We start from the raw sequence: 19453 nt of genomic DNA, 5'->3' as shown, positions 1-19453 counted from the left end.
GTCGCCCCTGCGAAGGCGGGGGCGACGACCCTTGCCCAAATGCCCGCACCCGCCTAGGGGGACCGCGTCTTTCCCGTCTTGCAAAGGCCGCCCTCCCATGACCGATCTCGTTCCCGTCCGCCGCGCGCTCCTTTCCGTCAGCGACAAGGCGGGCCTCGCCGATCTTGCCGCGGCGCTCGTCCGCCACGGCGTCGAGCTGGTTTCGACCGGCGGCACCGCCAAGGCGCTGCGCGATGCGGGGCATGACGTTCTCGACGTCTCCGACCTCACCGGCTTTCCCGAGATGATGGACGGCCGCGTCAAGACGCTGCACCCGACGGTCCACGGCGGCATCTTGGCGGTGCGCGACGATGCCGCGCATGTCGCGTCGATGGAGGCGCATGGCATCGGCGGCATCGACCTGGTCGTCGTCAACCTCTACCCCTTCCTTCAGACGGTGATGAGCGGCGCCGACCGCGATACGATCATCGAGAATATCGACATCGGCGGCCCCGCAATGGTGCGCTCGTCGGCGAAGAACCATGCCTTCGTCGGCATCGTCACCGAGCCTGAGGATTATGCCGCGGTGATCGCCGAGATGGACGCCAATGGCGGCGCGACCACGCTCGGCTTGCGCAAGCGGCTCGCCGCGACCGCCTTTGCGCATACCGCGACCTATGACAGCATGATCGCGCAATGGTTCGCCTCCGCCGATCAGGGCAAGCTCTTCCCCGACACGCTGCCGCTCACGACCAGGCTGTCGGGCGAACTGCGCTATGGCGAAAATCCGCACCAGAAGGCGGCGCTCTACCTCCCCGTCGGCCCGTCGGCGCGCGGCGTCGCGCAGGCCGAGCAGGTGCAGGGCAAGGAGCTTAGCTACAATAATCTCAACGACGCCGACGCGGCGCTCGAACTCGTCGCCGAATTCCGCGAGGCCGATCCGACCTGCGTCATCGTCAAGCACGCCAACCCGTGCGGGGTCGCCACCGCAGCGTCGCTGACCGAGGCCTATGACGCGGCGCTGAAATGCGACGATGTCTCGGCCTTCGGCGGCATCATCGCGGTCAACCGCCCGCTCGACGGCGCGACGGCCGAGGCGATCAGCAGCATCTTCACCGAAGTTGTCTGCGCGCCCGATGCCGACGCCGACGCGCGCGCGGTGTTCGCGAAGAAAAAGAACCTCCGCCTGCTGCTCACCGGCGACCTGCCCGATCCGGCGCGCGGCGGGCTGGTGATGAAGGCGATCGCGGGCGGCTGGCTCGCGCAGACGCGCGACAATGGCCGCATCACGCGCGATGACCTGAAAGTCGTCACCGACCGCGCGCCGACCGACGAGGAACTGGCCGACGCGCTCTTCGCCTGGACCGTCGCCAAGCATGTGAAGTCGAACGCCATCGTCTATGCCAAGGGTGGATCGACCGCCGGCATCGGCGCGGGACAGATGAACCGCCGCGACAGCGCGCGCATCGCCGCGATCAAGGCGCGCGAAGCGGCCGAGAGCCACGGCTGGGCGAGCCCGCGCACCGTCGGCAGCGCGGTCGCCAGCGACGCCTTCTTCCCCTTCGCCGACGGGCTGCTCGCCGCGGTCGAAGCAGGCGCCACCTGCGTCATCCAGCCGGGCGGCTCGATCCGCGACGACGAGGTGATCGCGGCGGCGAACGAAGCCGGCCTTGCGATGGTGTTCACCGGCATGCGGCATTTCCGGCACTAGGCTCTGATTTCCGTTCGTGTCGAGCGAAGTCGAGACACGCTTGGGACGCACAGGGTTTCGGCGTGTCTCGACTTCGCTCGACACGAACGGCATAGGGGTGGGAAAAGTCGCGAGGGCGGCATTCAACAAGGACCAGCATGAGCGCCATCCCCCGCAACAAGTCGATGATCCAGCGCCTTTATGGCTGGACGATGGAGAAATCGGCGCATCCGCACGCCGAATATTGGCTGGCGCTGGTGTCGTTCGTCGAGGCGAGCTTCTTTCCGATCCCGCCGCATCCGATGCTGGGGCTGATGTGCCTCGCCGAACCGAAAAAGGCCGTGCGCTATGCGCTGATCTGCACGCTCGCCTCGGTCGCGGGCGGGATGCTCGGCTATGGGATTGGCTTCTTCTTGTACGAAAGCGTCGGGCTGTGGCTGCTCGGCGTGCTCCATCTGACCGAGAGCTTTCCTGCCGCTGCCTGCTATCTGCGCGACTATGGCGCCGAGATCATCCTGGTGAAGGGGGCGACGCCGATTCCCTTCAAGCTGCTGACGATCACCGCCGGCTTCATCCACATGAACTTCGTCACCTTCCTGTGGGCAAGCCTCGCGAGCCGGGCCTTTTCCTTCATGCTGGTGGGCCTGTTGTTCCGCCTGTTCGGGGCGCCGATCAAGGCGTTCATCGACAAATATCTCGCCTGGGTCGCGGGCGGCTTCATCGTCCTGGTTGTCGGGGGCTTCATCGCCGCGAGCGCGCTGTCGGGCGGCGGCGGCAAGACCGCCGACAAATGCAGCCATGCGACCCTGGAAAGCATCGGACTGGACCGGAAATAGCCACCGAACCGCAATAAGGACGTGTTCCCCCGCGAAGGCGGGGGCCCATCTCCTGCCGGTTCGAATGGCATTGTCCGGCGATGGACCCCCGCCTTCGCGGGGGAACACCCGATTTTTCGTGGCGGATTACTCGTTCGCCGCCTGATGCAGCCAGTCTGCGTGGCGCGGCGCCTTTTTCGTCCGGCTCCATTCTTCGAGCATCAGCGGGGCGACGCGCGCGAGTTCGGCATATTGTTCGTCGGTGCCGATGTCGCACGCCAGTTCGACGCGGTGGCCGTTGGGGTCGAAGAAATAGATCGACTTGAAGATGCCATGATGCGTCGGGCCAAGCACATCGACCCCATTCGCCTCGAGATGTGCCTTGGCGCCGACCAGCTCGTCATAGCTGCCGACCTTGAAGGCGAGGTGCTGGACCCACTTGGGCGTATTTTCGTCGCGGCCCATGTCGGGCTGGTTCGGCAACTCGAAAAAGGCAAGGATATTGCCGTTCCCCGCGTCGAGGAAGACGTGCATATACGGATCATATTCGCCGGTCGACGGCACATGATCCTCGGCAAAGGCGGTCGTGTAGGTCATGCCGAGCATGGCCTCATACCATTCGACCGTCTCCTTCGCGTCCCGGCAGCGATAGGCGGCGTGATGTACGCCGCCCAATTTGATCGGGCTCGTCATTCGGCGGGCTCCTCGACAGTGAGCGCGCCGCGGCGGATCTGGTCGAGTTCCATCGACTTGAACAGCGCGGTGAAATTGCCCTCGCCAAAGCCCTCATCCTTCTTGCGCTGGATGAATTCGAAGAAAACGGGTCCGATAACGGTCTGCCCGAAAATCTGGAGCAGCAGGCGGGGATCGCCCTCGGTCGTCGATCCGTCGAGCAGGATACCGCGCGATTTCAGTTCATCGACCGGCTCGCCATGCCCCGGCAAGCGGTCGGCGAGCATCTCGTAATAGGTTGCAGGCGGCGACGGCGCGAAGGGATTGCCGAGCGCCTTGAGCTTGTCCCACGACGCGTAGAGATCGTCGCAGCTGAAGGCGATATGCTGGATACCCTCGCCATTATAGGCGCGCAGATATTCCTCGATCTGGCCGCCGCCGCCCGCGCCTTCTTCGTTCAGCGGAATGCGGATCTTGCCGTCGGGAGCGGTCATCGCCTTCGAGGTCAGGCCGGTATATTCGCCCTTGATGTCGAAATAGCGGATTTCGCGGAAGCCCGCGATGCGTTCGTAAAAAGCCGCCCAATGCGCCATGCGCCCGCCATAGACATTGTGCGTTAGGTGATCGATCACCTTCAGCCCCGCCCCTTCGGGATGGCGGTCGACGCCGTCTTCATAGACGAAGTCGATGTCATAGATGTTCAGCCCGTCGCCATAGCGGTCGATCAGATAGATGATCGAGCCACCGATGCCGCGAATCGCGGGCAGGCGCAATTCCATCGGGCCGGTCTTGACCTCCACCGGCTCGGCTCCGCGCGCAATCGCCTCGGCATAGGCTTTCGCCGCGTCGCGGCAACGCCATCCCATGCCGCACGCCGACGGGCCATGCTCGGCGGCGAAATAGGCGGCGGGCGATTTGGGTTCGTAATTGGCGATCAGGTTGATGTCGCCCTGCCGCCAAAGCGCCACATCCTTCGAGCGGTGCCGCGCGATACGCGTGAAACCCATGCGTTCGAACACCGGTTCGAGCATGCCCTTTTCGGGGGCCGAAAATTCGACGAATTCGAAGCCGTCGAGGCCCAGCGGATTGTCGAACAGGTCAGCCATGGTCAGTCCCTTAATATGGTTTCAATTGAAACTATTATGCGGGATCACGGGCCGCGAGTCAATGCCGGGGCGTTTCAGATAGACCGTCGCCCCCGCGCAGGCGGGGGCCGTTGGAGGTCTCCGCATCGACGAAGAGCAAGGCCGACAGCCCCCCCCCCGCTTGCGCGGGGACGGCGCTTCTTGTCTCAACGACTACGCCGCTTCCTCGATCGCCTCGAGCGCTTCCATCCACGCCGCCTCGACATTTTCCAGTTCGGCGGCAAGCTTGCCGCGGCGCCGCGCGAGGTCGCCCATCGTCAGCTTGGCAAGCGCCGGGTCGGCACTCGCGGGGTCGAACATCGCGCGGTCGATGGCGCTGACCTGCTGCGCAAGCTTGGCCGCGCGCGCCTCATGATCCTTGGCGGTCTTGCGCAATGCCGCCTGGGCCTCGCGCGCCTTCGCCGCCTCCTGCCGCGCCGCCTTTGCATCCTTTGGCTTCGCGGGCGCCGCCTTCGCATCGTCACCCGACGGCGACTTGCCGAGGATGAAGGCGACATAGTCGTCCATGCTGCCGTCGAAATCGCGCGCCGTTCCGTCGTCGACGAGGACCAGCCGGTCGGCCGAGAGTTCGAGCATATGGCGGTCGTGGCTGACGATCAGCACCGCGCCCTCGAAGCCGTTAAGCGCCTGCACCAGCGCCTCGCGCGCATCGACGTCGAGGTGGTTGGTCGGCTCGTCGAGGATCAAGAGGTGCGGCGCCTCGCGCGTGATCAGCGCGAGAGCGAGCCGCGCCCGTTCACCGCCCGACAGCTTGCCGACCTCGGTCGTCGCCCTGTTACCCGAAAAGCCGAAGCGCGCCAGTTGCGCGCGCACCGCGCCGGGGGTCTTGCCCGCCATCACGCGCGTCATATGGCCGAGCGGAGTATCGGCGCCGTCGAGTTCCTCGACCTGATATTGGGTGAAATAGCCGACGCGCATTTTGCCGGCGACCGCCATGCCGCCATCTTCAGGCTTCAACTGCGCCGCGAGCAGGCGCGCGAGCGTCGTCTTGCCGTTGCCGTTGCGGCCGAGCAGCGCAATGCGATCGTCGGGATCGATACGCAGGTTCAGGCGGCGCAACACCGGCGCGCCGGGCGTATAGCCGACGCTGGCAAGGTCGAGCGTGATCAGCGGCGGCTTGAGTTCGTCACCGGGGCTCGGGAAATCGAACACCAGGCTCGGATCGTCGGCGATCGCCGCAATCGGCTGCATCCGGGCGAGTTGCTTGGCGCGCGACTGTGCCTGCTTCGCGGTCGAGGCGCGCGCGCTGTTGCGGGCGATATAGTCCTGCAATTTGGCGCGCTGCGCGTCCTGCGCCGCCTTCGCCGCCGCAAGCTGCGCCGCGCGTTCGGCGCGCTGGCGCTCGAACGCGTCATAGCCGCCGGCGTAGAGCGTCACCTTCCCGCCTTCGAGATGCAGAATATGGTCGACCACATTGTTGAGCAGGTCGCGTTCATGGCTGATCACGACAAGCTGCCCCGGATAGGCGCGCAGGAAGCTTTCAAGCCACATCGTCGCTTCGAGGTCGAGGTGGTTCGACGGTTCGTCGAGCAGCAGCAGGTCGGGGTTCGAAAAGAGCAGCGCGGCGAGCGCAACGCGCATTTTCCACCCGCCCGAAAAGCTGTCGAGCGGGCGCCCCTGCATATCCTCGTCGAAGCCGAGCCCGATCAGGATGCGCGCGGCACGCGCCGGCGCGGTATAGGCGTCGATCGCGATCAGCCGCTCGTGAATGTCGGCGAGCCGGTCGGGGTCGGTTTCGATCTCTGATCGTTCGAGCAGGTCGGCGCGTTCGGTATCGGCGGCGAGAACTGTTTCGAACGGCGTCGCGCTGCCGCTCGGCGCTTCCTGCGCGATATAGCCGAGGCGCGTCTTGCGCGGCATTTCAATCCCGCCGTCGTCGGCCTCCAGCTCGCCGATCATCGCCTTCATCAGCGTCGACTTGCCCGCACCGTTGCGGCCGATCAGTCCGGTGCGGCTTTTCGGTGGCAGGCTAGCGCTCGCGCGGTCGAGGATGGTGCGGCCGCCCAGTCGCACGGTCAGATTGTTGATCGTCAGCATGGGCGCGCGCCTAGCACGGCTGTCCGCCGGTGCGAAGCCCGATCGGAGCTAGTGCGAAGCGCCCATCGAGATCGTCTTGGGCCGCGGGATCAGCCACACCGCCGCTGCCGCGATGACGAAGACCGTCCCGGCGGCGAGGAAGATATGCAGCACACCGAGCGTCGAGGCCTGAACATCGACGATCCGGTCAAGCGCGGCGCGCGCCTGTTCGGTCGTCAGCCCGGCATTCTGCATCTTGTCCATCGTCTCGGCCGCGCCGTTGAGCGCGGGCACCAGTTCGGCGCGCGATACGCGGCTTGCGTCGTCCCACGCCGTTGTCGCGATGGCGGTGCCGATCGCGCCGCTCAGGGTGCGCAGGAAGCTCATCAGGCCGGCCGCCGAGGTCTGATCCTTCGCCGGTACCGAACTCAGCGCCAGCGCGGTCAGCCCGACGAAGAAGAAGGGCATGCCCATCCCCTGCAGCAGATGCGGCAGCGCGAGGCTCCAATAATCGACGTCGGTATTCCAGCGCGCGCGCAGGATCGACATCAGCGCCATCCACAAGATGCCCGCGCAGACGGTGATCCGCACATCGATCTTGGTCAGCAGCCCCGCCGCCAATGGCGAGAAGAGCACAGCGAAACAGCCGATCCACGCGACGATGAAACCGGTTTCGGTCGCGGTGTAGCCCGCCACCTGCTGCAACCACAGCGGCGTCAGCACGACCTGCGAGAAAAAGGCCCCGAAGCCGAGCGAGATGGCGACGGTCGCGAAACTGAAGCCGCGAAAGCGGAAGACCCGGACATTGACCACCGGATTGGCGTCCGTCAGCTCCCAGATCAGAAAGGCAGCGAAGCTGATCGCGGCGACGATCGCCAGCATGACGATCCATGCCGATCCGAACCAGTCGTGCTCACGCCCGGTGTCGAGCATGACCTGAAAAGAGCCGACCGACAGGACGAGCAGGATGAGGCCGACGATGTCGATCCGCATCTTCGCCTTCTTCGTCTCGAACGCGCCAAGCATGCTGCCGACGCCGAAGGCACAGACAGCGACGACGGGCAGGTTGATGAAAAAAATCCAGGGCCAGCTCCAATTGTCGCTGATCAGCCCGCCCAGAATCGGCCCCAGAATCGGCGCCGTCGTCGTCGTCATCGACCAGATCGCGAGCCCGATACCGGCCTTTTCCTTCGGAAAGATGCGCAGCAGCAATATCTGCGACAGCGGCATCAGCGGCCCGCCCGCAAGCCCCTGCAGGACGCGGAACAGGATCAGCGCGTCGAGCGTGCGCGAAATGCCGCACAGGAAGGAGAAGATACCGAAGCCGACGATCGACACGATGAACCAGCGCACCGTGCCGAACCGCGCGGCGAGCCAGCCGGTGAGCGGGACGCTGATCGCGTCGGCGACGGCATAGCTTGTGATCACCCAGGTTCCCTGCGTCGGCGATACGGCAAGGCCGCCCGCGATATGGGGGACCGAGACATTGGCGATCGTCGAATCGAGCACGACGACGAAATTGGCGAGCGCGAGCGCGAAGGCCGCGGCGAGCAGCTTGACGCCGCTCAGCGGCTGCGGCCCGGCCGGTGTCGATACGGCGGATGCGGCGGCGCTGGCCATCGTTCAGCTCACTTTCCGCGCGTGTCGATCGTCGCTTCCATCGACAGGCCGACGCGAAGCGGATGCGCCTGCAATTCCTTGGGATCGAGCGCGATGCGCACCGGCAGGCGCTGCACCACCTTCACCCAATTGCCCGTCGCATTCTGGGCGGGGATCAGCGAAAAGGCGGCGCCCGTCCCACCCGCGATCCCGATCACCTTGCCGTGATAGACGACATCGCCGCCATAATAGTCGGAGGTGAGCTCGACCGGCTGGCCGATGCGGATCTTGCGGAACTGGCTTTCCTTGTAATTGGCGTCGACATAGGCGGTGGCGATCGGAACGATCACCATGATCGGTGCGCCGGCCGCGATCCGCTGGCCGACCTGGACCTGACGATTGGTGACGATACCGGCGACGGGGGCGCGGATGATCGTGCGCTCAAGATCGAGTTGCGCCTTCTCTAACCGCGCCTGCGCCGCGGCAACATCGGGGGCGGTCTCGATCGTCGTGCCGCGCACCACCGCTTCGGCGGCACCGAGATCGCCGCTCGCCGAACCGCGCGTCGCTTCGGCCGAAGCGATCGCCGCCGCGGCAAGATCGCGCGCCGCGCTGGCCGATGCAAAGGCGGTGCGCGCCGCGGTCAATTCTTCGCCCGACACAGCGCCCGTCCCGGCGAGGCCTTCACGGCGGGCCAGTTCGGCGCGCGCTTTCGCCACCGCCGCATCGGCGTCGCGAAGCCGCGCGCGGGCCTGCGCAATATCGGCGCCGCGCGCCGAAACGCGCGCCCGCGCCGCGTCGGCATTGGCGCTCGCTTGGCCATAGCGCTGGCGTGCCTGTCGCAGCGCAGCTTCGGCATCGGCAAGCGCGATGCGCTGATCGGCATCGTCGAGGATGACGAGAACATCGCCCTTTTTCACCGCCTGGGTGCCGCTGACGCGCACCTCTTTGACGGGGCCGGAGACGAGCGCGGTAACCGCGGCCGAATCGGCGCCGACATAGGCATTGTCGGTCGACACGCGCCCGGCCTGCGTCAGGAAATACCAGATGCCCCACAGCGCCGCGATCGTCACCACGACGAGCGCAAGGATGCGCAGCGCCTTGCGGCGCGTCGCCGGGCGCCCCTCGGCGGCGGCGGGGGTTTCGCTGTCGACCGCGGGAGTATCGGTCATTGCTTGTCTCCTGTTGGCGATGCGGCCGCAAATCCGCCGCCCAGGGCACGGATCAGGGCAATGTCGAGCGAAAGCCGGCGCGCTTCGAGGTCGGCGACCGCGCGCGCGAGCGCGACCTGGCTATCCTCAGCGGTGAGCTGCGCAAGCTGGTTGGAAAGGCCGGCACGGTAGCGCAGCCCGGCAAGGTTGGCGGCGTCGGCCGCGGCCTTCAGCGCGTCGCGCCGGTCGGCAAGCTGGCGCGCTATGGCGTCACGGCTGGCGACGATGTCGGCGACATCGCGCAGCGCGGCGACGAGCGCGCGGTCGTAATTGGCGACGGCGCCGTCATAATCGGCCCGCGCCCCGCGATACTGGCCCTGCAGCCGCCCGCCCTCGAAGATCGGCAGGCTGATCGCCGCGCCGCCATTGCCATATTCGGACCCGGTCTTGAACAAGTTCGACAGCCCGAGCGACTGGAGCCCGACGAGCGCCGACAGGTTGATGTTCGGATAAAAGGCGGCACGTGCAACGTCGATGCGCTTCGCCGCCGCTTCGGCCCGCAGCCGGGCCGCGACAATGTCGGGTCGCCGGCCGACCAGGTCGATCCCCGCCTGCGGCGGCAGCGCGAGCGACGGCGCCGCAAGCGCCGGACGCGCGATGGTCCGGCCGCGATCGGGACCGGCGCCGAGCAGGGCGGCAAGGCGGTTGCGGGTGAGCGCGATCGCCTCCTCGATCGCGGCGACATCGCCGCGCGCCGAGGCGGCACGGCTTTCGGCCTGCCGCTGCGTCGCCTGATTGTCGAGCCCGGCGGCGGTGCGCTTCGCCGACAGATCGGCGCTCGCGCCGCGGATACGGATCGCGTCCTGCGCAACGTCGAGATCGGCATAATAGCCCGCCAGATCGGCGTAAGCGGTGGCAATCCCGGTCGTCAGCATCAGCCGCGCCTGCGCAGCATCGACGCGCGCCGCTTCGGCTTCGGACGTGGCCGCCGCCAGCGCTGCGCGGTTCTTTCCCCACAAGTCGAGATCGAAGCCGAAGGTTGCGGCGATGCTGCCGGTATCCTGAATGCCGTCGGGAACGAAAGCCGGCGGGATTCCCATATTCTTGCTTTGCTGGACGCCGCCGGCGCTGCCCTGGATGCCGACACGCGGGAGCAGCGCGGCCCCCGCCTGCTGCGCCAGCGCCTCCGCGGCGCGCACGCGCGCTGCGGCCACCGCAATGTCGGGCGATCCCGCCAGCCCTTCGTCGATCAGCGCATCGAGTTGCGGGTCACCGAAGCCCCGCCACCACCCCTCGACCGGCCAGGCGCCCGCCTGATCGGCCAGAGTCGTCTGCGAATCGAGCGCCGCGGCGGCGACCGGCGCGGGCTTCTGCCCGAGATCGGGAACGCTGGCACAACCCGCCAACAGGCAGAAAACTGCGGTTGAGAGGAAAAATGATCGGGGCATGGCTTCCAACGATACTAGCTGGTATCATGCGCCATTGGACTTTGGTGGATGGCTTGTCAACGGAAATGATACCAGATAGTACGGTTGTGATGGATGATGCCGCGACCGCGCGCCGCAAGGCGTTCGTCGACGCCGCGCGCGAACTCTTCTTTGCCAATGGCTATGCCGGCACCACCATGTCTTCGATCGCCAGCAAGGTCGGCGGCTCGAAAACAACGCTCTGGACCTATTTTCCGTCGAAGGAGGATCTGTTCGAAGCGGTGGTGGACGATATTGTCGAACGCTATGGCGACGCGCTGGCCATCGACCTGCCGCTCGACGAGCCGGTGCCCGACGTGCTGCGCCGGTTCGGCAATGTGCTGATGACCAAATTGACCGCGACGCCCCTGCTGTCGCTGTTTCGCCTGGTCGTGGGCGAGGCCGAGCGTTTTCCGCACCTGTCGAAGACATTCTATGACCGCGGGCCGCGCCGTGGCAAGGCGCGCGCCGCCGAGTGGGTGGCGGCCAAGATGGCGCGGGGCGAGCTGCGCTCTGGCGATCCGATGCGCGCCGTCCAGCATTTTGCGGGCCTCTGCCAGTCGGGCCTCTATCAGTTTGCGATCCTCGGCATGACCGACCCCGACGATGTCGAGCGGCTGCAGGCCGACGTCGAGGCCGCGGTCGAAACCTTCTATCGCGGCTGGCGCCCCGACACGGCAGGCTAGCCGCGCCGCTGTCCCAAAAGGCGACAGTTTCGGGGCCCGTCGCTGCTGGCGCGGGCGGCGATCATGCTAACGAGGCGGCGTGGAACCGATTCGCGACGCCATTTATTACGAGCAACTCGCCCGGGTCGCGCGGCTGAAGGCCGACGCGAGCGACGACCCGTTTCTGGCGCGGCGGCTGCGCGAGGCGGCGATCCGCAATGAGCGGCTGGCGCGCCGGTTGCGCCGCGAGGAAGAGGGCGGAGCGCCCGAAGCGTCCGCCTGAACCGCCCGCGGCGGCGTTACAATTCGATCATGATCCGCACGCTGGCGGCATCGACACCCGCGGCGAGCGCGATGCGACGGCGCGCCGCTGCAATCTCGACTTTCAGCATGTCGCTTTCGGCATCCGCCTCGGCGCGCGCCGAGGCGCGCAGGCCGACCATCGCGGCGACGCCGCTCAGCTGCTGTTCGGGAACATCGAGTGCACGCGCCAGCGCGAGCAGGCTGGTGCGGCGCGGCGCGGTGGTACCATTTTCCCACGCCCAGATGCTCGGTTTGCTGAGACCCGCCGCCTGGGCGAGCCCCGCGAGGCTCAGCCCGCGCGCCTGCCGCAGCCGCCGCAGCCGCGCGCCAAGCGTCTCCTCCGCATCGGCATCGGTGTCGGCCTCGGCCCGGTCGGCGGGATCGAAATCGGAGGGGAGCGGGTTGCGCAGCCGCGCCGCGCTGAGCGCCGCGCGCGGCAACGGCTGGCGGAAGCGACAGCCATAAAGCCGCTCGCTCTGCCATACGACCGAGGCGACGACATCGCCCGCCTCGGGCAAGGCGATTGCGATATCCTGCCCCATCATCAGATCGGCGGCGGTTTCGATCAACACGCCGCTGACCGACAGATTGTGGACGATGACCTCGGTGCCTTGGCCGGGCGCCACCGCGCCCGCCACAGCAAGATTGAGCCGCAGGCGATCCGCCCGCTGCTGCCCTTCGCCCGCGGGGGGCTCAACCATCGTTCCGTGAATGACCATAGGCGGCTGCTTGTCGCAGCGCAGGGTAAGCGAGGGGTTAATGCGCACGCGCGCTTCGTCCGGTACGTGCGCCAACAGCGGCGAGCCGAGGACGCGAGCGAAGAGGCCGGCGGATGGTCCCGCGGGATTTCGGGGCGCGGATGCGCGCCGGGGCAGGCTGGACATGGCGACTTTCTGTTCTTGCACCCCGCAAACCGGGATGGCGACCGACAGAAACGCCCGAAAGCCGCGCTTTGTTGCCGCGACTCACCGCGCGTCCGCCCCGCCACGGCGCAGAAAAGCGCCGATCCGGCGCCAAATATCGGTCGCTTTTGCGTTAAGAAGTTAACCGCCACTGTTCCATATCAGGACGGCCGCAAAAGCGGCCCGCGAGGCCGATTTTCGGATTAACCGTCGAAACCCCCGTAACTCCGGTAATTTTCAATGCTTCTAATGGCATCGCCGGTGTCTAATCTTGCCAAACTGCCATTTTGGGGGTTCACATCTAACTGAACCGTCGTATTAAATTCGTCTTAACGGAAAGGGGGGGTGAGTCGGGTCGCGACTTCCCCGGGCATCCAGTTGCCCGAGACCGCCAATGAGCCGGTCGGAAACCGTTCTAGGTTTTTTTGAGGGGAGAGCCATGCGTCCGCTGCTTATCGCGCTTGCTGCGTTTGCATTCGCTTCGCCCGCCGTCGCGGGCGAAATCGAAAACGCCCGGTCGATCGACATCGCGGTCAGCGGGTCGATTCGCGAACATTGCGGCATGGGCAGCATCCCCGACATGAATTTCGGCAACCTCGAACGCCGCGGGCTGGGCATCCAGACGCGCGTCGCCTTCGATTGCAACGTCCCCTTCACGATGACGATCAAGGGCGCCAACGGCGCGCTGACGCACACCAGCATGCCGAACGGCCAGGGCCCCTATGGCGGCAAGCTGCCCTATAATCTGGCGGTGCAGATGCCGGTGCGTTTCCCGTCGTCGCAAACGATCAGCAAAAGCTTCAACAGCGCCCAGCTTCAGGCCGGCGGCGTGATTTCCAGCAACGGCGGCATCGCCACCGACGGCATGACGCTGGCGGTCGAACTGGGTCAGCCCACGGGCGAGGCCGGGATGCTGCTGGCAGGCGATTATTCGGAGACGATCACGATCACCGTGTCTCCGATCTGACGAGATTCCTTCGCGAGGGGCGACTTCGCGGACGGATCAGGCCCTGGGGGTGGCACCGACCCCCTGGGTTCTCCGACCAGCCGGTGCATATGAACAGCCGCCTCCCCGCGACGGGGGCGCGGTTCAAAAATGAGGGAAGAAGGTTATGAAGAAGATTCTTACCGGCGCCGTTGCCGCCATCGCTCTTGTCGGCATCGCTTCGCCGGCCGCTGCGCAGACCAACCAGCGTCACTATGCGGGTACGGCTCCGATTCCGTACACGATCACCAACCCGCAGCCGATTCCTTTCTTCGGCAATGTCGGGCTGGTTGCTGGTGAACTGGGCGTCGCTCTCCAGGTCGGCACGCGCTACACTGCGGTTGCCGATGCGCCGAGCGACAGCGAAACCGCGACCCCGACCGTGAACGTTGCGTTCAACCTGTCGGGCACGGTGAACAAGGACTGCTCGTTCTATGCTGGCAACAACTCGAATGCGACGAACATCGACTTCGGCGTGATCGGCGTCCGCACCGGCAACAACGAAAACGTCAACAACGCTTTCGAAATGGTCGGCCCGGCGTTCGCCAACATCGAAACGCTGACCGCTGGCTGCAACTTCAACAACGAAGTCAAGATCGCCAAGAACGATGCCGCTGGCCTCGTGAACCAGACCGCGAGCGGTTATGACACGAACCAGTTCCAGAACAACATTCCGTACACCGTTTCGGCGGCTTGGACGGGTGTTGCGTTCAACGCTGTCACCGCTGGCACTCCGCAGAGCCTGACCGTTGGTGCGAACTCGCTCGACGGCACGCTGCAGCAGGGTGCATGGCGCTCGGCGATGACGATCGACTTCAACGCTCCGGCTGTCACCAGCAAGGGCCTCGTCGCTGGCAACTACACCGGCACGACCACGCTGACGCTCAAGGCTCTCTAAGCCTCGGCGTAAAATCAGGGAAAGGGGGAAGAGCAATCTTTCCCCTTTCTTTATGAATGAATGCAATTATTCTGTGAAATTCAGGGGGGAAGGGGAATCATGGCTATCTTGTCCGTGCTGAAGCGCCAGTCGAAGGCGCTGCTGGCGGTGGTTGCCGCGCTGTTCATTCTTGTCCCCGCGGCTTATGCGATGCGCGTTTCGCCGATGGTCGTCGAAATGGAAACGCGCGGCACCAGCGCGGTCGCACGTATCGAGGTTCAGAATATCAACCCCGGCAAGCTCGCTTTCCAGACGCGCGTCTATCGCATGGAAATCGACAAGGACGGCAAGATCACCGAAACACCGGCCGACGACAAGTTCCTGATTTTTCCGCCGCAAGGCGCGCTGCCGCCCGGCGGACGCCAGGTGATCCGCCTGCAATGGGTGGGCGACCCCGAAATTCCGACGTCGCAGGCTTATTATGTCTCCGTCGAACAGCTTCCCGTGGCCTTCGAGCCCGGTACCGAGGATTCGGCGTCGGCACAGGTTCAGGTTCTCTATAATATGCGCGCGCTCGTTGTTGTCGCGCCGCCGGGCGCCAAGCCCGACGTCAAGCCGACCGATGTTCGTCAGGCCGAATATCAGCCGCCGGCGCTGCCGGGCGCGACCGAAAAGCCGCCGTTGCAGGACGGCGTTGCGGTCACACTGCGCAACGACGGTCGCCGCCACGCGATGATGGCTAATTTCGGCTGGCACCTCGAAGGCACCGACCGGGATGGCAAGTTCCTGCGCGTCGATGTGTCGCCCGAAGAATTGTCGCGCGTCGTCGGCACCGGCTATGTCCCGGCGCAGGGTGAGCGCACCTTCAACCTGCCGGTCCCGGGCTTCGGCCCCGGCCCGATCAAGCTGACCTTCGCAAAATGAGGATGCGGGCGGCCCTTTGCTCGGTCGCTTTGCCGGCCCTTTGGGCCAGCACCGCCGCCGCGCAGGTTTCGATTCCCCTGCCCCAGCGGGCGGGGACAGCCCAACCTACGCCTGCCCCGGCTCCCACACCGGCGCCCAGCACGCCGCCGACCAGCATCCCGCTGCCCGGCACACCAACGCCGACGCCTGCCCCCACGCCGACCGAGCCCGACCTCGGCCTGCCGCAGGTACCGATGGGGCCTTACGGACGGCCCGATATCAATCCCTACGACCGCGACATCGACATGACGGTGCCGCTGACCTTCCTCAGCCGCAGCCTCGGCGACATTCCGATGCGGCTGACCGCCGACGACCGTTTCCTGCTCGAGACGGCCACCTTCCTCAAGTTGCTGAAACCGATCCTCAACGATGAGGCGCATGCCAAGCTGGCGGCGCATCTGGACGGCAAAACGCAATTCGGCCCCGACGACCTTGCCGAGACCGGCGTTGGCTTGACTTACGATCCCAGTACGCTTGCGGTCGTCGTCGTCCAGGTGTCCGCCGATCAGCGCTCGACGGTCGATCTGTTCGCGCCGCCCAAAGACGATATGGATGACGTCACGCTGCAGCCCGAGAATTTTTCGGCCTATTTGAACCTCAGCGTGATCCAGACCTATATATGGGAAGGCAGCAACCACGCCGATCCGCCGACGATCAATTTCGACGGCGCGATCCGGGTGGGTCCGATCGTATTCGAAGGCGATGCGCAGTTCGGCCAGCAATTCACGCTGAGCGGTGACAGTTATAAGTTCCAGCGCAACTATGCGCGGTTGGTTTACGATCAGCCCGAAGATTATCGCCGCTGGTATCTCGGTGACCTTGACGTCGAGATCCGCGGCCAGCAAGCCTATGTCCAGATGGGCGGCATTGGTGTGCTGCGCCAGCAGCGGCGATTCAACACCTTTCGTGCAGCCATCCTGCAAGCCGATCGCCAACTGGTTCTGCAGCGAGAATCGACCGTGCGCTTCCTGCGCAACGGCTCGCTCTATCGCGAATTGCGCTTGCAGCCCGGCCGCTATGACTTCAGTTCGCTGCCGCTCGTCGCAGGCAGCAATGACATCCAGATTCAGGTCACCGACAACAGCGGCGCAGTGCAGAATCTGTCGTATCAGCAATATCTCGACCCGATCGACCTCGATCCGGGCGATTATGAATATGGTGCCTATATCGGGCCCACGAGCCAACGTTTCGGTTATGCGCCGGACTATAAGGGGCCGGTCGCCTTCACGGGCTTCTTCCGCAAGGCCTTTCTCAACGCACCGGCGATCGGCGTCGGACTGCAAGCCAGCAAGGACGTTCAAACGCTCTCCGGCCAAACGCAGTTTGTTCTGGGCAATGGCGGCAGGATATTGCTCGATGCGGCCGGCAGCCATTCCAAAGAGGCTGGCACGGGCTTTGCCGGCGGGGTCAGCTACGAGCATTATTTCGATCGCAATGGCCTGTCGGACAGCCTGACGATCCGCGCCGATTACACGTCGCCGCATTTTTCGACGCTGAGCAATATTCTGGGGATCAACACAACCTCCTTCACGGCGTCGGCCCAATATACGCATCAATTCAGTCAGAAATTCCTGACAACCTCGACCGCGTCATACATCAAGGGCCGCGGAAATCTTGGTGACAGCTACCGTGTCGGCACCACCGGCTATTACCGGTTTGACCGCGAATGGACGTTCCGCGCGGGCGTGGAATATTCAAAATTTCCTGCTGCATTTTCGGACTCTACGGGGTTTAGCGTCCTTGTCGGCCTGGTCTTCCAGCCCGACTATCGCCGCCGCGCCGAGGCGCGTTACGAAAGCCGCAACAATCTGGCCGAGCTATCCTATAATCAGAGCGGCCTTAACCAGCTCAACAGCGTCGGCTTCGGTGGCGTCCTGACACGGCAGGATCAAAGCGCGCAGGCGGTCGGCTACGTTAGCTACTCGGCAAATCGCTTCGACGCGACGCTCAGCCATGCGACCTTCGGCCCCAGCCTTTCAAGCATCGCGGACATCAACGCGACGACGCTGCGCGTGGGCACGACAATCGCCTATACCGGCGGCATGGTCGGGCTGGGTCGCCGCATCAACGACAGCTTCATGCTGCTCAAGGCGCACGAGAATCTCGGCAAGCGCGACGTGGTCGTGGGCCAGTCGCTCGCGCAGAACGACTATATCGCGCGCAGCGGCGCGCTCGGCGCGGCGGTGCATAATTTCCTCGGCTCCTACACCACCCAGTCGGTGCAATATGACGTGCAGGATCCGCCGCCGGGATATGACACCGGCCCCGGCGTGTTCCGCGTCCACCCGCCGTACAAGAGCGGCTATGCCGTGCGCGTCGGCACCGACGCCTTTGCGAGCGCGATCGGCACGCTGATGCTCACCCCCGAAAAGCCGGTGTCGCTGATCGGCGGGCGCGTCACGCTGCTCGACGTCAAGGAAGGCGACAATCCGCAGCCGACGCCCTTCTTCACCAATTCGGTGGGGCGCTTCGCGGTGTCGAACCTGCTGCCCGGCCGCCGCTATCTTGTCGAAACCTATGGCCCCAACGGCACGGTCGACAGGGCATTCGAATTTACCGTTCCGGCCGATACGACCGGTCTCGTCGATCTCGGCATCGTGAAGTCGGGCTCGTTCAAATAGGAGGCTTCCATGCTTCGCGCATCGCTTTTGCTCGCCGCCACGCTGATGGCCGCTCCCGCCTTTGCCCAGTCGGCCAATTCGGCACGCCCGACCGACTGCATGGTGCGGATGAACGCCGCGCCGACGAGCTGGATGATCTCCGGCTACGATCCCTATGGCGGCTCGCTGCCCGAAGGGACGTTCAGCGTCACCTATATCAATGACGGCGGGTCCGAATGCCGCTTTGCGCCGCTGTTCGACCTGACGCAGCCGCCGTTCGGTCTGTCGAAGGGGACGGGCAAGCGCATCGGCTATGCGCTCGTCAACCTCACCGATTCGCAGGATGTGACACCGCGCGCCGGCCGCTCGCTGCGCACGCCGTCGCAGCGCGAGCTGGTGCTGGCGCCCAATGAATCGAAGACGCTGCTCTACAAGCTCGTCGCCAATCCCGAAGACGTCCGCGATTCGGGCACCTTCACCCAGGACGTCAGCATCGAGGCGCAGGACCGCAGCTTCCGCTCGCTCGGCGGGACGCAGGTCGTTCTCGGCCTCGAGGTGCTGCCGTCGGCGCGCATGGGCCTGTCGGGCGCCTATTCGATGAGCGACGGGCACGCCGTCGTCGACCTGGGCGAACTGCGCACCGGCGTCGCGCCCGTGCCGCTGCAGCTGCGCGTCAGCAGCACCGGTCAATATGATCTGCAAGTGACCTCGGCCAATTCGGGCAAGCTGCGCCTCGGCGCCAGCGACTGGACGGTGCCTTATTCGATTGCCGTCGGCGGAACCGCGGTGAATCTGGCCGGCACCAGCCGCCTGTCTGGACCGACCGGCAATGGCTATCGCCGCGACTCGCTGCCGATCCAGTTCATCATCGGCGACGTCAGCGATCGCCGTGCCGGCACCTACAGCGACGTGATCTCGATCTCCGTCACCGCGCGCTAAGCGCTTAAATTTCCGACCTTCATGGGCAGAAAGCGCCGGGTTCCGGCGCTTTTTCGCGTGGGCACTTAACTGAATATTAGATGTGCGCGGCTAATCACCATCCAACACTTCGGCCAATTCGGGCGGAAAGGGTGGCGAATGAAACGGAAACTTTCGATTGCTCTCGCGGGCGCCGCGCTCGTGGCAGTACCGACGACGGCGCTGGCCGCCTCGTACGGCTTCAACCTGTTTGCGACGGTCGCGGTCAACTGCACCGTCAATCATCAGCTGACCGGCTTCGGCGCGATCGAGGGCGACGCGGTATCGCTCGGCTCGTTCCGCGAATATTGCAACGCGCCCACGGGCTATGAGCTGGTCGTCAGCTACGCGCCGGGCACGCTCGTCGGGACGCGCATCATCGCCGGCAGCGATGAAATTCTGCTCAACGGTTCGGGCCAGGCCGTGCTCAGCCGCGCAACCGGCCCCCGCATCCGCGAACGGCCGATCGCCGCGGTTCCGGGCGAGAACGGCTTCGATTCGGACCATCTGGACCTCCAGATCATCCCGAGCTGATTACCGGCGCGACGGGAAATTCGGAGGGGTCGGTGCAAACCGGCCCCTTTTTCTTTTTGTCGTCGGGCCACATCATATTCCCTTGCCCACCCAATGGGTGTGACGATCCGCGCCAGCGACGGATATTCGTCTGT

Annotated in this window: 17 protein-coding genes; 10 read left to right on the top strand and 7 right to left on the bottom strand. The window is 65.3% G+C overall.

Annotation, left to right across the window (positions count from 1 at the left end; all coding sequences use genetic code 11):
• Positions 1-97: 97 nt before the first annotated feature.
• Together purH and ATE59_RS10095 are read left to right on the top strand one after the other, a co-directional pair.
• On the top strand, positions 98-1690 hold the full coding sequence (gene purH / locus ATE59_RS10100) for a bifunctional phosphoribosylaminoimidazolecarboxamide formyltransferase/IMP cyclohydrolase (RefSeq protein ID WP_058812311.1): 1593 nt from the start codon (positions 98-100) through the stop codon (positions 1688-1690).
• 164 nt (positions 1691-1854) lie between these two features.
• Entirely contained in the window at positions 1855-2505 is a 651-nt protein-coding gene (locus tag ATE59_RS10095) for a YqaA family protein (RefSeq protein ID WP_058812386.1), read from the top strand.
• Between the two features lie 126 nt (positions 2506-2631).
• Here ATE59_RS10095 and ATE59_RS10090 read toward each other — a convergent pair whose 3' ends face one another.
• The 6 genes from ATE59_RS10090 to ATE59_RS10065 all read right to left on the bottom strand — a co-directional run bounded on the left by ATE59_RS10090 (position 2632) and on the right by ATE59_RS10065 (position 10515).
• On the bottom strand, positions 2632-3177 hold the full coding sequence (locus ATE59_RS10090) for a VOC family protein (protein ID WP_058812310.1): 546 nt from the start codon (positions 3175-3177) through the stop codon (positions 2632-2634).
• Positions 3174-4262, bottom strand: coding sequence for a 4-hydroxyphenylpyruvate dioxygenase (hppD, locus tag ATE59_RS10085; RefSeq protein ID WP_058812309.1), 1089 nt, complete (start codon positions 4260-4262; stop codon positions 3174-3176). The genes ATE59_RS10090 and hppD overlap by 4 nt, the downstream gene beginning before the upstream one ends.
• Before the next feature lie 192 nt (positions 4263-4454).
• Positions 4455-6338, bottom strand: coding sequence for an ABC-F family ATP-binding cassette domain-containing protein (locus ATE59_RS10080; RefSeq protein ID WP_058812308.1), 1884 nt, complete (start codon positions 6336-6338; stop codon positions 4455-4457).
• 48 nt (positions 6339-6386) lie between these two features.
• Positions 6387-7937 (bottom strand): DHA2 family efflux MFS transporter permease subunit, encoded by a 1551-nt coding sequence (locus ATE59_RS10075; protein WP_058812307.1) that lies wholly within the window; start codon positions 7935-7937, stop codon positions 6387-6389.
• Positions 7938-7945: 8 nt separating this feature from the next.
• Complete coding sequence (locus ATE59_RS10070; RefSeq protein ID WP_058812306.1) at positions 7946-9088, bottom strand: HlyD family secretion protein; 1143 nt, start codon at positions 9086-9088, stop codon at positions 7946-7948.
• Positions 9085-10515: an efflux transporter outer membrane subunit gene (locus ATE59_RS10065; protein WP_058812305.1), complete on the bottom strand. Its 1431-nt coding sequence runs from the start codon at positions 10513-10515 to the stop codon at positions 9085-9087. The genes ATE59_RS10070 and ATE59_RS10065 overlap by 4 nt, the downstream gene beginning before the upstream one ends.
• Before the next feature lie 89 nt (positions 10516-10604).
• On the opposite strand from ATE59_RS10065, the gene ATE59_RS10060 reads away from it, so the two are divergent.
• The gene (locus ATE59_RS10060) at positions 10605-11219 is read left to right on the top strand and encodes a TetR/AcrR family transcriptional regulator (RefSeq protein WP_058812304.1); all 615 of its coding nucleotides are present in this window, start codon (positions 10605-10607) and stop codon (positions 11217-11219) included.
• Positions 11220-11298: 79 nt separating this feature from the next.
• Positions 11299-11481 (top strand): hypothetical protein, encoded by a 183-nt coding sequence (locus ATE59_RS10055; protein ID WP_003041716.1) that lies wholly within the window; start codon positions 11299-11301, stop codon positions 11479-11481.
• Positions 11482-11497: 16 nt separating this feature from the next.
• Here ATE59_RS10055 and ATE59_RS10050 read toward each other — a convergent pair whose 3' ends face one another.
• Positions 11498-12202 (bottom strand): helix-turn-helix domain-containing protein, encoded by a 705-nt coding sequence (locus ATE59_RS10050; RefSeq protein WP_197409157.1) that lies wholly within the window; start codon positions 12200-12202, stop codon positions 11498-11500.
• 640 nt (positions 12203-12842) lie between these two features.
• On the opposite strand from ATE59_RS10050, the gene ATE59_RS10045 reads away from it, so the two are divergent.
• The 6 genes from ATE59_RS10045 (at position 12843) to ATE59_RS10020 (ending at position 19319) form a co-directional block, all read left to right on the top strand.
• Positions 12843-13370 carry a hypothetical protein gene (locus ATE59_RS10045; RefSeq protein WP_058812302.1) on the top strand — a complete coding sequence of 176 codons (528 nt, stop codon included), beginning with the start codon at positions 12843-12845 and terminating at the stop codon, positions 13368-13370.
• A gap of 145 nt (positions 13371-13515) precedes the next feature.
• Positions 13516-14286, top strand: coding sequence for a hypothetical protein (locus tag ATE59_RS10040; protein ID WP_058812301.1), 771 nt, complete (start codon positions 13516-13518; stop codon positions 14284-14286).
• Between the two features lie 99 nt (positions 14287-14385).
• Positions 14386-15189 (top strand): fimbrial biogenesis chaperone, encoded by an 804-nt coding sequence (locus ATE59_RS10035; protein ID WP_058812300.1) that lies wholly within the window; start codon positions 14386-14388, stop codon positions 15187-15189.
• Positions 15190-15218: 29 nt separating this feature from the next.
• On the top strand, positions 15219-17849 hold the full coding sequence (locus ATE59_RS10030; protein WP_231737249.1) for a fimbria/pilus outer membrane usher protein: 2631 nt from the start codon (positions 15219-15221) through the stop codon (positions 17847-17849).
• A 9-nt stretch (positions 17850-17858) separates the two neighbouring features.
• Complete coding sequence (locus ATE59_RS18220; protein WP_058812298.1) at positions 17859-18767, top strand: hypothetical protein; 909 nt, start codon at positions 17859-17861, stop codon at positions 18765-18767.
• Positions 18768-18905: 138 nt separating this feature from the next.
• Complete coding sequence (locus ATE59_RS10020) at positions 18906-19319, top strand: hypothetical protein (RefSeq protein WP_003041703.1); 414 nt, start codon at positions 18906-18908, stop codon at positions 19317-19319.
• The last annotated feature ends 134 nt before the right edge of the window (positions 19320-19453 follow it).

It is taken from the genome of Sphingopyxis sp. A083 (assembly GCF_001468495.1).
GTDB classification, from domain to species: Bacteria; Pseudomonadota; Alphaproteobacteria; order Sphingomonadales; family Sphingomonadaceae; genus Sphingopyxis; species Sphingopyxis terrae.
The sequence above is the reverse complement of the archived record's forward strand: the minus strand, read 5'-3'. Positions and strand labels throughout refer to the sequence as shown.

Coding starts and splice junctions, on each gene's coding strand:
- ATE59_RS10065 (WP_058812305.1), bottom strand. CDS start 10,515: ATGCCCCGATCATTTTTCCTCTCAACCGCAGTTTTCTGCCTGTTGGCG.
- ATE59_RS10020 (WP_003041703.1), top strand. CDS start 18,906: ATGAAACGGAAACTTTCGATTGCTCTCGCGGGCGCCGCGCTCGTGGCA.
- purH (WP_058812311.1), top strand. CDS start 98: ATGACCGATCTCGTTCCCGTCCGCCGCGCGCTCCTTTCCGTCAGCGAC.
- ATE59_RS10040 (WP_058812301.1), top strand. CDS start 13,516: ATGAAGAAGATTCTTACCGGCGCCGTTGCCGCCATCGCTCTTGTCGGC.
- ATE59_RS10095 (WP_058812386.1), top strand. CDS start 1,855: ATGATCCAGCGCCTTTATGGCTGGACGATGGAGAAATCGGCGCATCCG.
- ATE59_RS10050 (WP_197409157.1), bottom strand. CDS start 12,202: ATGGTTGAGCCCCCCGCGGGCGAAGGGCAGCAGCGGGCGGATCGCCTG.
- ATE59_RS10080 (WP_058812308.1), bottom strand. CDS start 6,338: ATGCTGACGATCAACAATCTGACCGTGCGACTGGGCGGCCGCACCATC.
- ATE59_RS10045 (WP_058812302.1), top strand. CDS start 12,843: ATGCGTCCGCTGCTTATCGCGCTTGCTGCGTTTGCATTCGCTTCGCCC.
- ATE59_RS10060 (WP_058812304.1), top strand. CDS start 10,605: ATGGATGATGCCGCGACCGCGCGCCGCAAGGCGTTCGTCGACGCCGCG.
- ATE59_RS10070 (WP_058812306.1), bottom strand. CDS start 9,088: ATGACCGATACTCCCGCGGTCGACAGCGAAACCCCCGCCGCCGCCGAG.
- hppD (WP_058812309.1), bottom strand. CDS start 4,262: ATGGCTGACCTGTTCGACAATCCGCTGGGCCTCGACGGCTTCGAATTC.
- ATE59_RS10090 (WP_058812310.1), bottom strand. CDS start 3,177: ATGACGAGCCCGATCAAATTGGGCGGCGTACATCACGCCGCCTATCGC.
- ATE59_RS18220 (WP_058812298.1), top strand. CDS start 17,859: ATGCTTCGCGCATCGCTTTTGCTCGCCGCCACGCTGATGGCCGCTCCC.
- ATE59_RS10075 (WP_058812307.1), bottom strand. CDS start 7,937: ATGGCCAGCGCCGCCGCATCCGCCGTATCGACACCGGCCGGGCCGCAG.
- ATE59_RS10035 (WP_058812300.1), top strand. CDS start 14,386: ATGGCTATCTTGTCCGTGCTGAAGCGCCAGTCGAAGGCGCTGCTGGCG.